Genomic DNA, 13,138 nt, shown 5'->3' on the forward strand with positions numbered 1-13,138 from the left:
CGCTGGCGGCTAGTTTCGCCAGGCGTTCAGGATCTCCATGGGACATTGCGAGTCGGGATCATTGCCCACGAAGTTGATTTCAAGTACGCGCGTCCTGCCCGAGTAGCGATCGAAGGCATCGCGCACTATCGCATCAAGCCGGCCGGACAGCACGCTGAAAAATAGCAGCCGGCCGTCTTTCCACCGCGAGGTGTGGCCTTGTCCGAAACGCTCGTGGCCCACCAGCACGCTGTCGGCAAATCCGTTGAGCATCTGGCAGGTGTCCTTGAAATCCAGCCCTCGAACCAGGAATTCTGGATGGCCGGCCTTGGTCAATCCCACGGTGTAGCCATAGGACTGGGTACGAGGCCCCGGTTCCACAAACACCACCGCGCGCCCATATTTCTTGATCCACCCGTCGGTCCGTTCCTGCACTTCTTTTCGGCTCATGCCATTGCATTGGTCGCACATGTCCTACCGCCCTAATAGATGTGGGCTAGGAGCATGCGCGTGCCTCGCGGGTAGAGCGCGTCCAACACTTCATCCCCGGTGACAGGATCGATCTCCTCGTCGAAGTACACCGGGTCATCAGCCACGCCGTAGCAGGGCTCCTCGTCAAAGCGGCAGCCTTCGGCGACCAGATCCACAGCATCCGACAGCACCTCGCCTGCCACCTCATCGCCATGCGAGATGATCGCCAGCTCGGGATGGTCGTAATGCCCCATCCCGTAGGTGCAGGCGACGCTGCCTTCGCCGTCGTCCGCTTCATATCTCAGGATGACGACCACTACCGCGGCAGGCTCGGCTTCGGGCTCGACTTCCGGTTGTTGTTGTGAGCTCATGGGAACTACTCCATTTCTCTTGGGGTAGTTCAAGTGTTCGTTCAAGGCCAGCTGCGTGGAGCGCAGAGGCTGCAGGTTGTGGACAACCGGCAAAATTCCCTGCAGAACAGCACAGGGCGCCGCACCGGATCGTTTGATCCGGCACGACGCCCTGTGCGCCCGGGGAGCTCTCCAACTACACCCGGAAGATCCTTCTCTGTGCGAGAAGAACTTTCAGTGACTTACTCAGCCGAAGCTGCGGCCACAGCTGCCGCCACGGCTGGCATGACGCGCTCGTCGATAGCCGAAGGGATGATGTAGTCAGCTGCCAGGTCATCGCCCACCAGGTCGGCGATGGCGTGGGCGGCTGCAACCTTCATTGCCTCGGTGATCTTCTTGGCGCCCGCATCCAGCGCACCGCGGAAGATGCCTGGGAATGCCAGAACGTTGTTGATCTGGTTAGGGAAGTCGCTGCGGCCGGTAGCTACAACTGCAGCGTACTTGGCGGCGACATCCGGCATGATCTCCGGGGTTGGGTTCGACAGAGCGAAGATGATCGCGTTGTCGTTCATCTTGGCAACTGCTTCCTCAGGGAACTGCGAGGAGGACAGGCCGACGACGACGTCTGCGCCTTCCAGTGCCTCGGCCAGGCCGCCGATGACGTCATCGCGGTTGGTGCGGGAAGCCAGTTCTGCCTTGATCTCGTTCAGGTCGTCGCGCTGGCGGTTGATGGTGCCGCGGGAGTCAAGAACGATTACGTCGGCAACGCCTGCCGAGAGCAGCAGGTTGGTCACTGCAACGCCTGCGGAGCCGGCGCCGGAGACGACGACCTTCAGCGAGCTGATGTCGCGCTTGGTCTGGCGGGCTGCGCCGATCAGGGCTGCCAGGGTCACCACTGCGGTGCCGTGCTGGTCATCGTGCATGACCGGCATGTCCAGTGCTTCGATGAGGCGGCGCTCGATCTCGAAGCAGCGTGGTGCGGAGATGTCTTCCAGGTTCACTGCGCCGAAGCTTGGGCTCAGGCGGACGATGGTCTCAACGATCTCGTCGACATCGGTGGTGTTCAGAACCAGCGGGATGGAGTTCAGGTCGGCGTACTGCTTGAACAGCGCGGCCTTGCCTTCCATGACCGGCAGGGAGGCGGCTGGGCCGATGTTGCCCAGGCCCAGGACTGCGGTGCCGTCGGAGACGACTGCAACCAGGCGGCCGGTCCAGGTGTGGGTTTCGTGCTTGGCTGGATCGTCGGCGATTGCCTGCGAAACCTTGGCAACACCCGGAGTGTAGGCGATGGACAGATCGCGCTTGGTGGACAGCGGCATCTTCGAGCCGATGGTCAGCTTGCCACCCAGGTGGGCGTTGAAGATCTCTTCATCGGTGATGGTTGACAGGTCATTGGTGGATTCAACGGACATTGAATAACTCTTCTTTCAAGAAAGTTCTATATGACGAATAACGAGTACCCACGAAACTTGTGGCATAGCGAAGGGACAGGCAATAAGACCATTCATCCGACCGCAATAGAGCTTGGTCCCGCGCACTTAAGGCAGGCCAAGGCATCCATGTGCACAATTCCTCGCGGGTTCCGCCTGGTAAGGCCGAGCAGCCCGACATGGTGTGCCGGAAGATGGCGTGGTCAATACTTTCTTTAGACCCTTGAATTTCCACGATACGATAAATAATGATCATTAGGCAAGAACTTTTTGTCGCAATCTCGTCATATTCGACAATTGGCGGCTCATCGTGCGAGCCGTCAGGTTCTGAGGCAGAATGAGTTCTATGGCTTCTGGAACCTCTGCGCTGGGTAATCTGCGAACCTTTGAAGCGCTCGATGAGAAAACCACAGCACGCCTGCGTCGTGCCTTGGAAGATTCAAGTGACACTACAGTATTTGTCAACGGAACGGCACTACAACTGCCTGTTAACGCGCATGAAGCCCTGATAGAGGTCCTCAATCGCTTCGCCGCCGGAGAGTCGGTGAGCATCGGAACCCCGGAGCTGCTGCTGAACACCTCGCAGGCGGCGCAGATGGCAGGAATTTCCAACACCTACCTGCGCAAACTCGCCGATGCAGGGATCATCCAGGTCGAGTACCGCGGCACCCACCGACGCATCAAGCCAAGCTCCATCCAGGCATGGCTGGATTCGCGCGCCGCCTCCCACCCGGTGCCTTCAGCCGACCAGGAATGAGGCCGCGGACCGTCCCCTGGTGGGACCGTTTGCTCATCCGCATGCCCGCCTACTTGTTGCTGGCCTGGATGGGCTGCTACGGCATGTTCCAGAACGGCTGGGTTCCGTTCTCCAGCTTGGTCCTAATCTTCTTCGCCGCCGCGCTGCCCCTGCTGGCAGGATGGCAGCTGCTTCGAGTGTTCCTGGAACACCGAGCCAGGCGCGTCTGGGAGGCAGAGCATGCGACGACCCCCAACCAGCTGGGCCTGCCAGATCCGGCCGAGGTCGCCGCCCAGCTGGCGGCCATCAATGCCAGCTATCCGCGGGTGCTGCCCATGGCGCCGCCCAAGCACGGCGTGCCACTGGCCCTGCTGGCAGCTGTGGGGATCATCGGCGCCGGGGCCGGCGCCGCATGGCTTGCCTGGTGGCTGGGGGCCGGAAGATTCACCGCGCCAGTCGCCATCGCTGTAGTTTTGGCCCTACTGGCGCCGTGGCCGAACAACATCATCCGGCGTCGCATCATCCGAAATTACGGCGGCCTGCAGCTGCAGGCCCAGAAAATACAGCTGCGGGTCAACGAGCAGCGCTACGCCCCCAGCGGCTCGCGGGACACTGGCGCCGCGGACTCTGCCCTGCAGTTGGCGGCCCAGGCCAACCGCGCCATGGAATCCTTCGCCGCCGCCGATCGCCACGATGCGGCAGCGGCGAGCTTGGATGTGCTGGCAGACATCTCCCGCCGCTGCTTCGCGGCAGACAGCAGGCTAGCCAAGACTATTGCCGGCGCGCAGCGCAGGTGCCATGCAGCCCAAGCTGAGCTGATGCAAAAGCCCTCGCTGCTCGCCTGACTCTTGCCATTCCGTGTTCTTCCTGCTGGAATACAAAAGTAGATTATTAGTAAACTTTCAGGCCGCTGCGGCAGCCCGTCCAAGGAGTACACATGACAGCAGAGCAGGCAAAGACGCACGAGGCGCTTTTCTCCGAACGGGCCGCGGGAATCAAGCAGTCGGCGGTGCGCGACGTGTTCGAGCTGTCGCTGGATCCTTCGCTGGTGTCCTTGGCCGGCGGCAACCCCTACCTGCAGCTGCTGCCGCTGGAAAAGATCGGCCAGATCGCCCAGCGCATCATCGTGGAGCAGGGCCCGGTGGCGCTGCAGTACGGTTCGGGACTGGGCACCGAAGAGCTGCGCGCACAGATCCTGGAGGTCATGGCCGCCGAGGGCATCACGAACGTCGGCTTTGACGATGTGGTGGTCACCAACGGCTCGCAGTCGGCCCAGGACATGGCCTGTAAGGTATTCTGCGACCCGGGCGACACCGTATTGTGCGAAGACCCCACCTATGTGGGCGCGCTGAACACCTTCGAGGCCTACCAGGTCACCGCCCGCCCGGTGGGCACCGACGAGAACGGCCTGATCCCCGCTGCGCTGCGCGAGCGCATCGCCGAGCTGCGCGCTGCCGGCGAGCGCATCAAGTTCCTCTACACCATCCCGAACTTCAACAACCCCTCGGGCATCACCCTGGCCGCCGAGCGCCGCCAGGAGATCGTAGACATCTGCCGCGAGGAAGGCATCCTGATCCTCGAGGACAACCCCTATGGCATGCTGCGCTACGAGGGCGAGGCCGCCCCGACCCTGCGCAGCCTTGACGCAGAAAACGTCATCTACATGGGCTCCTTCTCCAAGATCTTCGCCCCTGGCCTGCGCATTGGCTGGGCCGCGGTGCCCACCCACCTGTTCCGCCGCTTCTACCTGGCAGGCGAGGCGGTGGCGCTGTGCCCGCCGACCCTGAACCAGATGATCATCAGCAGCTACCTCGAAGAGCACGACTGGAAGGGGCAGGTCGCCAAATACAACGAGCTCTACCGCTCGCGCCGTGACGCAATGCTGGCAGCGCTGGCCAAATACCTGCCAGCGGGCATCACCCACACCCACCCGGCCGGCGGCTTTTTCATCTGGCTGACCCTGCCGGAGGGCATCGACACCTATGAGCTGCTGCAGGAAGGCGTGAAGGCGGGAGTGATCTTCATTCCGGGAGCAGCCTTCAGCCCGAGCGGCGAGGCGAGCAACAAGCTGCGCCTGGCGTTCTGCTCGGTGGACGAGGACACCATCACCGAGGGCGTGCGCCGCCTGTCACTGCTTTTGCAGCAGGCCCTCGCGTCCTGACAGCTCGCTGCGGCGCTGCGCGATCTGCATGATCGCCGCGGCGCCTAGGATCAGCGCCACCCCTGCCAGCGCGGCGGCATCGAAGTCTTCGCCCAGGAAGACGATGCCGATCCCCATGGCGAACACCGGCGGAATGTAGCTGGCGGTGGAGGCGGTCACCGCGCCCAGCGAGGCGACGATGATGTAGTAGAGCACGAACACCACGCCGGTGCCCATGACGCCCAGGCCCAGCACCACCGAGGCCAGGGCGCCCGGGTCCCGGGCGATGTTGGTGATGCCCTCCAGATCGGTGAACAGCGCCAGACCGATGGCTGCGAGCACCGTCTGGTAGGAGGCCGCGGCCGCCGCCGGGATGCCCAGCGGCGTGATGAACCGCCTGGCATAGCCATAGGACAGCCCCAGGCTGGCCGAGCCGAGCAGCATCCACAGCACCCCGGCGGCATCGATGCTCGCAGCGTTCCACGGCTGCGCGATGACCACCACGCCCGCCGCGCCGAGCAGCAGGCCGGCCGTCTTGGGCGCCGTCAGCTTCTCGGTGCGGAAGACCAGCACCGCGCCGATGGCGGCGAACAGCGGGATCGAGCCGCTCAGCGCCCCGGCGATTCCGCTGTCCAGCATGAAGGTGCCGGTGGCATAGGCGAAGTAGTACAGCCCTGCGCCCAGGATCGCCTGTGGAATGAAGCGGTGGGCAAAACGCAGGTGCCGCACGGAGAAGGAACCGGTGGCTGCGGCGAAGATGATGATCGGCACGGCCCCGAACACCAGCCGCAGCAGCGCGGTCTGCCCCGCACTGATGTACGGGGCGGCCGCCTGCATGAACAGGAAGTTGGTTCCCCAGATGGCGCTGAGCAGCCCGTAGGCGGCCAGTGCGCCGCGCCGGTTCACCGAAGAAAAACGCATGGGTTAAACGCTACCTGCTGGACTCACAGCGTCCGAAGGATGTCTTCCACCCGCTCTTTTGCGTCGCCGAAGAGCATCTGCGAATTCTCCCTGAAGAACAGCGGGTTCTGCACCCCGGCATAGCCGCTGGCCATGGAGCGCTTAAAGACCACCACGTTCTTCGCCTCCCACACCCGCAGCACCGGCATGCCGGCGATCGGGCTGCCCGGATCCTCGGCCGCGGCCGGGTTCACCGTGTCATTCGCGCCGATCACCAGCACCACCGTGGTCTCGGACAGCTCGTCGTTGACCTCGTCCATTTCGAAGACGATGTCATAGGGCACCTTGGCCTCGGCCAGCAGCACGTTCATGTGCCCGGGCAGGCGCCCTGCCACCGGGTGGATGCCGAAGCGCACCTTGACCCCCTTGGCCGCCAACCTTCCGGCAAGCTCGGCCACCGGGTACTGCGCCTGGGCCACCGCCATGCCGTAGCCCGGGGTGATCACCACGCTGTCCGCTTCCGAGAGCAGCTGCGCGGTCTGCTCCGCGGAGATCTCACGGTGCTCGCCGTAGTCTTCATCGCTCTTCGAGGCCGCCTCGATGCCGAAGCCTCCGGCGATCACGGAGAAGAACGAGCGGTTCATCGCCTTGCACATGATGTATGACAGGTAGGCGCCGGAGGAGCCCACCAGCGCGCCGGTGATGATCAGCAGGTCGTTGTTCAGCAGGAAGCCGGCCGCGGCGGCCGCCCAGCCGGAGTAGCTGTTGAGCATCGAGACGACCACCGGCATGTCTCCGCCGCCGATGGATGCCACCAGATGCCAGCCCAGGGCGAAGGACAGCCCCGTGGCCGCCGCCAGCATCCACAGTTCGGTGGTGTTCACGTAGAGCACCGTGAGCACCGCGAAGAGCGCGATGGCCCCCAGGTTGATGGCATTCTTCCCGGGCAGCACCAGCGCCTTGGACTTGATCCGCCCGGAGAGCTTCAGGAAGGCGACGATCGAGCCGGTGAAGGTCACCCCGCCGATGAAGATGCCGATGAACACCTCCGCCCGGTGGATCGTTTCCAGCTGTCCCGACAGGACGGGGTGCTCCAGATGCCCGTTCCAGCCCACCAGCACGGCGGCTAGTCCCACGAAACTGTGCAGCAGGGCGATCAGCTCGGGCATGCCGGTCATCTCCACCACGCGGGCGCGCCACAGGCCGACGGCCCCGCCGATCAGCACCGCGAGCACCAGCAGGATCATGCCGGTGCGCAGCTGCGGACCGGGCTGGGCCCCGCTGAAGCTGAGCACGATCGTGGCGCCCAAGGACAGCGCCATGCCGGCGATGCCGTAGGCGACGCCGCGCTTAGCGGTTTCGTGCCGGCTCAGCCCGGCGAGGCTGAGGATGAAGAGCAGCCCGGCGGTGATGTAGGCGGCGCCGGTGATGGATTCAGGACTCACAGGTGGGCTCCCTTGGGAAGATCGAAAGAAAATGGCGTGCGCTGGGTCATCAGGAGCCGCTCCCGCGGGAGAACATTGCCAGCATGCGGCGGGTGACGGCGAAGCCGCCGAAGATATTGACTGCCGCCAGCAGCACCGCACCTGCGGCCAGCAGCTGCACTGCCAGGCTGCCGGAGGTGATCTGCACGATCGCGCCGACCACAATGATGCCGGAGATCGCGTTGGTCACCGACATCAGCGGCGTATGCAGCGCATGCTTGACCTTGCCGATCACGTAGAAGCCGATGACCACCGACAAGATCAGCACGGTGAAGTGCTGGGACAGCGGGGCCGGGGCGGCGGCGTTGACCAGGAACAGCAGCGCCATGCCAGCGATGAAAGCCAGCACCTTGGCACCGGCTCCGAATTTCTTCGGCTCCTGGGTTGTTTCTGCCGGCGCGGCCGGCTGCGCCTCCTTGGCGGCCGGGGCCGAGACCTGCACGGGTGGCGGCGGCCAGGTCAGTTCCCCGCGCCTAACCACGGTGACCGAACGCTGCACCACGTCCTCGAAGTCGAGGCTCAGCACCCCGTCCTTGTTCGGCGTCAGCAGCTTGAGCAGGTTGAGGATGTTCGTGCCGTACAGCTGCGATGCCTGGGCCGGCAGCCTGCCCGGCAGGTCGGTGTAGCCGAGGATGACCACACCGTTCTCGGTGACAATGCGCTCGCCGGCCACCGATCCTTCGACATTGCCTCCCTGTCCGGCGGCCATGTCGACAATGACGCTGCCGGCCTTCATCAGCGCGATGTCTGCTGCGGTGATCAGCCGGGGCGCAGTGCGCCCTGGAATCAGCGCGGTGGTGATGATGATGTCCACCTCGGCGGCCTGCTCCGTGTAGATTTCGGCGGCGCGCTGGTTGTAGGCCTCGCTGGTGGCCTTGGCATAGCCGTCCGAGGAGTTCATGGCTTCCTCGACCTCGACCTTGAGGTATTCCCCGCCGATGGACTTCACCTGGTCGGCGACCTCGGGCCGCGGGTCGGTGGCCCTGACTACCGCGCCGAGGCTGCTGGCCGCGCCGATGGCTGCCAGGCCCGCCACGCCGGCGCCCGCAACAAGGACCTTGGCCGGGGGCACCTTGCCGGCGGCGGTGACCTGTCCGGTGAAGAAGCGGCCGAACTCGTGGGCGGCTTCAATCACTGCGCGGTAGCCGGCGATATTTGCCATGGAGCTGAGCACGTCCATCGACTGGGCGCGCGAAATGCGCGGCACCGCGTCCAGCGCCAGGGCGGTGATGGGCTTGTGGGCGAGCTTATCCACCAGCTCGGGGTGCAGTGCCGGGCCCAGCTGGGCGATCAGCGTGGCGTCGGGCGCCAGCAGCTCGATCTCTGCGTCGGTGGGTTCATTGATTTTCAGCACCACGTCGCTGGCCCAGGTTCTGCGTGTGCCGCCCAGCTGCGCACCGGCTTGGGCGTAGGCTTCATCAGAGAAGGCCGAAGCGCTCCCTGCACCGGATTCCACGAGAACTTCATAGCCCAGGGCTGTCAGCTGCCGCACGGTAGCTGGAGTTGCGGCCACGCGCGTCTCCGGCTGCTGTTCCGCCACGATTCCAATTCGAGTCAAGTCGGCTCGCTTTCAGTCATTGCACCAAGCTCAGTGCTGTGCAGTCCATGCTCCATTTTGGCTGATATGCCATTGATATATGAGAAGCACTATAACCAAAGCGCGGGGATTCATCTAGGGATCAGCAAGAAATTTGCCAGACAATTCCACCCTGTGGACGCGGGGGAAAATTCTGCAGGAAATCTCTTGCGCGACGGCACGAGCGCATGTCACCATCATTGGTATATCAGTTGAACATCAGGAAGTTCTCTTGATATCTGCCAATTATTCCGGCCCGCAACTGGCCGCCTTATCCACTCAATGAGGAGGGGAAATGCGTAATTTAATTGACGATTTGACCACTTGGAACTCCAACGGAATGAAGGGATTCTCATCCCCCGCGGAGTCCTTGAACGCTGGCGCCCAGGACTCGGCGGCGTGGCCGTGGTTCGGGTCAGCCGACGCCTATGAAGCGGCAGCAGGCTAAGCGCCGGCCGCAGCAAGCAACCAAGACATGCCCGTGGACTTCACCTAGTCCGCGGGCATGTCCCGTCCTAGGCCAGCCTGCCGCCGAAGTCGTCGGCGATGTCTCGGGCCGCCTGCTGCAGGCGCGGCAGCAGCACCTCGGAGATGTTCTGCGCATCGGCCCGTTCGCGCTGCACCGAGATGTTCAGCGCACCGAGCAGCTGGTCCCCGCGGTAGACCGGGACCGCCAGCCCGCGCAGCCCCTCGTCCAGCTCCTGGTTGACCAGACACCAGCCCTGGTCGGCGACCTTCTGCAGTTCGGCCTTCAGCGCCGGCAGATCAGCCAGGGTGTGCTCGGTGTATTGACGCAGGTCCGAGTCCTGCAGGAAGTCTTCCTGCTCTTGGGGGCTCAGCGCGGCGATGAGCACCCGGCCCATGGAGGTCACCCAGGCCGGCAGCCGGTTGCCGATGGCCACGTTCATCGAGTGCAGCCGCGGCGAGGACACCCGCTCCACATAGAGAATGTCCTGGCCTTCCAGCACGCACAGCGCGGCGGTCTCCCCCAGCTCGCGGGCCAGCGATTCCAGATGCACGGTGGCGGCCTTGGGCAGGGTCAGCCCTGAGAGGTAGGAGGCTCCCAAATCCAGCACCCGGGCGGTGAGCCGGAAGTTGCCGCCGTTGGCTTCCAAGTAGCCCAGGTCGGTGAGCGTGAGCAGGAAGCGGCGGGCCGAGGCGCGGGTCTGGTCGGTGGCCGCCGCCACCTGGGAGACCGTCATTTCTGGGTTGCCACCGTTGAACGCGAGCAGCACGTCGAGGGTCTTTGCCGTGGATTTAACAAAGTAGTCGGCCCGCTCGGTCACGCTGCGTTCTCCTTGGGTCCCTAGTGTGAATTCCAGCGGCTGCGCTCGAACTGCGCCGCCAGCCGGATGGGGGCGTTCGGAGCCCCGTAACCATCGTAGCCAGTGCGGCGTTCAACCACTTCAAAAAACATGTTTCCTACGCGCTGGGTGTAAAAATGCAGGAATTCGCCACGGCCGTCGCGGTCATAGAGCAGGTTCAGCTCCTGCAGCGCAGTCAGCAGTGCCGGGTCCAGGTCGAAGCGCGCGGCCAGGTCCTCATAATAGTTCGCCGGGATGGGCAGGAATTCCATGCCGGCGGCCAGCGCGCGGCGCGCCAGCGCAATGATGTCATCGGTGCCCACGGCAATGTGCTCGGGGTACTCGTGCTGCCGGTCAAGCAGCGTGGCAAGGCCCGCCGGGACGATGTTCAGCGCAAGGCGCACGCCAGCGTCATCGGTGGCCAGCACCTGGGAGCGGACCAGCCCCCTGGGGCTTGGCACCTCGGTGCCTGGCAGCGCGTGCAGGTTCAGCACGCTGGTGTAGAAGAGCACCGACTCGTCGAAGGACTGCCAGGGCTGGGCCAGGTTGATGTGGTCGATGCCGGTGACGGCTCCCGGCTCCCGTTCCGCGGCGGCGAGCGGCTCGCCGCCGAATTCCAGGTCCCAGCCGGACTTATCGGCGCTGAAGAAGATTTCGGTGTCATCCGGTGCCCTGAACCCCGGCAGGTCAGCCTCGCTGTCAAGGTGCAGCCGCGGAACCTCGGGCGCCAGCAGCGCCTGGGCGCGCTCGGCCGCTTCGCCGGCCTGGGGCATGCGCACGCCGAACCCGCAGACCTCTGCTTCGATGCCGGAGCTGCGCTGGGAGTTGAGCACAATGCGGGCGTCGTTGCTGCGGAAGAGCTGCACCGGCTTGCGGCGGTGCTGGCCGCAGAATTCAAAGCCCAGCTGGACCAGCAGGCGGGCCACCGGTTCGGGGTCCTCGGTGCGAATTTCGGTGAAGTCGAAGCCCGCCGCCTGTTGGCGCCCGGGCAGCGCATGCAGCTCAAGGTGGCTGCTGATTCCCTCCGCTTCAAGCAGCGCCGCGGTCTGTGACTGCAGCCAGATCAGCGAGCGCAGGCCATCCACCGCGGTGCGCTGCACATTTGACTGGCGGAACACGTCGTTGAAGATTTCCAGGGAGATGATCCCCGCATAGCCGCTGCGCGCCAGGCAGCCCAGGAACTCGTCGAGCTTGAAGCCTCCCTGGCCGGGGAACACCCGGTAGTGCCGGGACCAGGAGAGCACGTCCATGCTCAGCACCGGGGCGTCGGCCAGCTGGACGAAGAAGATTTTCTCCCCCGGGATCTGCGCAATCTGCGCCGGGTCGTCCCCGCGCGAGAGGATGTGGAAGCTGTCGATGCAGATGCCAACATTTGGCCGGTCCACTGCCTGGGCGATCTTCCAGGAGTGCTGGTAGGTGTTCACGTATTTGCCCCAGGCCAGCGCTTCGTAGGCGATGCGCACTTCGTACTTCGCCGCGAGGTCTGCCAGCTGGCGGATCTGGGCGGCGAACAGCTCGTCGTCGTTGATCGTGGCGGTGGCGACATTGGAACACAGCAGGATCAGGTCCATGCCCAGTCGCTGCATGAGCTGGAACTTGGCCTCGGCCCTGCGCAGGTTTTCCTTCAGGGTGTCCTCGTCCACGCCTTCGAAGTCGCGGAAGGGCTGGAACAAATCAAGGCTCAGGCCCAGCCGGGCCGCCAGCGCCCTGACTTCCTCGGGAGACATCTGGCTGACCAGCAGGTCCTGTTCGAAGATCTCGATGCCGTCGAATCCCGCCCTGGCGCAGGCGTACATTTTTTCTTCAAGGCTGCCCGAGAGGCAGACGGTGGCGATGGAGGTGCGCATGGCCTACAGCCCCTTCTCAAGCATTTCCAGCAGGTGGGCGCGCATACGCGCCGCATCCGGCTTGATCCCGGTGAAGATTTCAAAGGCGTCCACCGCCTGGCCCACCGCCATATGTCCGCCGTCCAGCACCCGGCAGCCGCGCTGTCGGGCCGCGATGATCAGCTCGGTGTCCACCGGGCGGTAGATGCAGTCCGAAACCCAGTGGCGGGCTTCGAGCAGGGAGGTGTCGAAGGGGGTGCCCGGGTGATTGAACATGCCGATCGGCGTCGCGTTGAGCACCCCGTCCACCTGGGGCAGCAGCTGCGGCACCTGGTCCGGGCTGGCCGCGATGACCTGCGCCTGGGCGAAGAGCCTCTGCAATTCGGCGGCGCGGGCCGCGGCGCGTTCGGCGTCCGGGTCCACCAGGTAGAGCGTGGTGGTTCCGGAGTTCAACAGGGCGTAGGCCACTGCCGATCCGGCGCCGCCGGCGCCCAGCTGCAGCACCGTGTCCTGCTTGGCGCCGGGCAGGCCCTGGGCGAAGCCGCGGGCAAAGCCGGAGGCGTCGGTGTTATAGCCGTGGAACTTCCCGTCCTTGATCACCACGGTGTTCACCGCGCCGATATCGCGGGCGTTGGGCGAGATCTCGTCTAGGTGTTCAATGACCAGCTGCTTGCAGGGATGGGTGATGTTGAATGCGTTGAAGCCGAGATCCGCCCCGGCGCGCAGCAGCTCGCCGACGTCTTCTGCCCTGCGCCCGAGCACCGTGAGGTCGATGGGCCGGTAAAGGTAGCGCAGGTTCTGCGCGTCGGCTTCCTGCTCATGCATGGGCGGTGTGAGCGAGACGGTGATGCCGTCTCCGATGAGTCCCACCAGGAAGGACTGCGCTGTTGTACTCATGATTTTTTCCCCGCATTCTGTCATCACCGGCACATTGGGTATTGC

13 protein-coding genes are annotated in these 13,138 nt (G+C 64.5%); 4 read left to right on the forward strand and 9 right to left on the reverse strand.

Annotated elements, in window-relative coordinates; translation table 11 throughout:
* Positions 1-9 precede the first annotated feature (9 nt).
* The 3 genes from AUR04nite_RS07390 to AUR04nite_RS07400 form a co-directional block, all read right to left on the reverse strand.
* Positions 10-429 (reverse strand): DUF4262 domain-containing protein, encoded by a 420-nt coding sequence (locus AUR04nite_RS07390; RefSeq protein WP_170184131.1) that lies wholly within the window; start codon positions 427-429, stop codon positions 10-12.
* Positions 430-461: 32 nt separating this feature from the next.
* A complete protein-coding gene (locus AUR04nite_RS07395; protein ID WP_141363492.1) occupies positions 462-821 on the reverse strand; it encodes a DUF4262 domain-containing protein in 360 nt (119 codons plus the stop codon).
* Between the two features lie 221 nt (positions 822-1,042).
* Positions 1,043-2,212, reverse strand: coding sequence for an NAD(P)-dependent malic enzyme (locus AUR04nite_RS07400; protein WP_141363494.1), 1,170 nt, complete (start codon positions 2,210-2,212; stop codon positions 1,043-1,045).
* Positions 2,213-2,576: 364 nt separating this feature from the next.
* Here AUR04nite_RS07400 and AUR04nite_RS07405 point away from each other — a divergent pair, with 364 nt between their 5' ends.
* The 3 genes from AUR04nite_RS07405 (at position 2,577) to AUR04nite_RS07415 (ending at position 5,127) form a co-directional block, all read left to right on the forward strand.
* Positions 2,577-2,987, forward strand: coding sequence for a helix-turn-helix domain-containing protein (locus AUR04nite_RS07405; protein ID WP_141363496.1), 411 nt, complete (start codon positions 2,577-2,579; stop codon positions 2,985-2,987).
* A gap of 41 nt (positions 2,988-3,028) precedes the next feature.
* Complete coding sequence (locus tag AUR04nite_RS07410; protein WP_141363498.1) at positions 3,029-3,811, forward strand: hypothetical protein; 783 nt, start codon at positions 3,029-3,031, stop codon at positions 3,809-3,811.
* 92 nt (positions 3,812-3,903) lie between these two features.
* On the forward strand, positions 3,904-5,127 hold the full coding sequence (locus AUR04nite_RS07415) for an aminotransferase-like domain-containing protein (RefSeq protein ID WP_141363500.1): 1,224 nt from the start codon (positions 3,904-3,906) through the stop codon (positions 5,125-5,127).
* On the opposite strand, the gene AUR04nite_RS07420 is transcribed toward AUR04nite_RS07415, so the two are convergent.
* Genes AUR04nite_RS07420 through AUR04nite_RS07430 form a run of 3 tightly spaced genes read right to left on the reverse strand, consistent with a single transcriptional unit; the run spans position 5,095 to position 9,048 of the window.
* Entirely contained in the window at positions 5,095-6,027 is a 933-nt protein-coding gene (locus AUR04nite_RS07420; protein ID WP_141363502.1) for a DMT family transporter, read from the reverse strand. The two genes, AUR04nite_RS07415 and AUR04nite_RS07420, sit on opposite strands and share 33 nt — an antisense overlap.
* A gap of 23 nt (positions 6,028-6,050) precedes the next feature.
* Complete coding sequence (gene pntB / locus AUR04nite_RS07425; RefSeq protein WP_141363504.1) at positions 6,051-7,451, reverse strand: Re/Si-specific NAD(P)(+) transhydrogenase subunit beta; 1,401 nt, start codon at positions 7,449-7,451, stop codon at positions 6,051-6,053.
* Positions 7,452-7,500: 49 nt separating this feature from the next.
* Entirely contained in the window at positions 7,501-9,048 is a 1,548-nt protein-coding gene (locus tag AUR04nite_RS07430) for a Re/Si-specific NAD(P)(+) transhydrogenase subunit alpha (protein ID WP_141363506.1), read from the reverse strand.
* A gap of 313 nt (positions 9,049-9,361) precedes the next feature.
* On the opposite strand from AUR04nite_RS07430, the gene AUR04nite_RS17885 reads away from it, so the two are divergent.
* Entirely contained in the window at positions 9,362-9,514 is a 153-nt protein-coding gene (locus tag AUR04nite_RS17885) for a hypothetical protein (protein ID WP_170184132.1), read from the forward strand.
* Positions 9,515-9,581: 67 nt separating this feature from the next.
* Here the strand turns inward: AUR04nite_RS17885 and AUR04nite_RS07435 are convergent, their stop codons facing one another.
* The 3 genes from AUR04nite_RS07435 to AUR04nite_RS07445 are packed head-to-tail and all read right to left on the reverse strand — an operon-like array spanning position 9,582 to position 13,093.
* On the reverse strand, positions 9,582-10,352 hold the full coding sequence (locus AUR04nite_RS07435; RefSeq protein WP_141363508.1) for an IclR family transcriptional regulator domain-containing protein: 771 nt from the start codon (positions 10,350-10,352) through the stop codon (positions 9,582-9,584).
* Between the two features lie 20 nt (positions 10,353-10,372).
* Positions 10,373-12,217, reverse strand: a complete 1,845-nt coding sequence (locus AUR04nite_RS07440; protein ID WP_141363510.1) for a bifunctional sugar phosphate isomerase/epimerase/4-hydroxyphenylpyruvate dioxygenase family protein — start codon at positions 12,215-12,217, stop codon at positions 10,373-10,375.
* Positions 12,218-12,220: 3 nt separating this feature from the next.
* Positions 12,221-13,093, reverse strand: a complete 873-nt coding sequence (locus AUR04nite_RS07445) for a shikimate dehydrogenase (protein WP_141363512.1) — start codon at positions 13,091-13,093, stop codon at positions 12,221-12,223.
* Positions 13,094-13,138: the final 45 nt, after the last annotated feature.

Origin of the sequence: Glutamicibacter uratoxydans (genome assembly GCF_006539925.1) — a bacterium.
Classification (GTDB): domain Bacteria; phylum Actinomycetota; class Actinomycetes; order Actinomycetales; family Micrococcaceae; genus Glutamicibacter; species Glutamicibacter uratoxydans.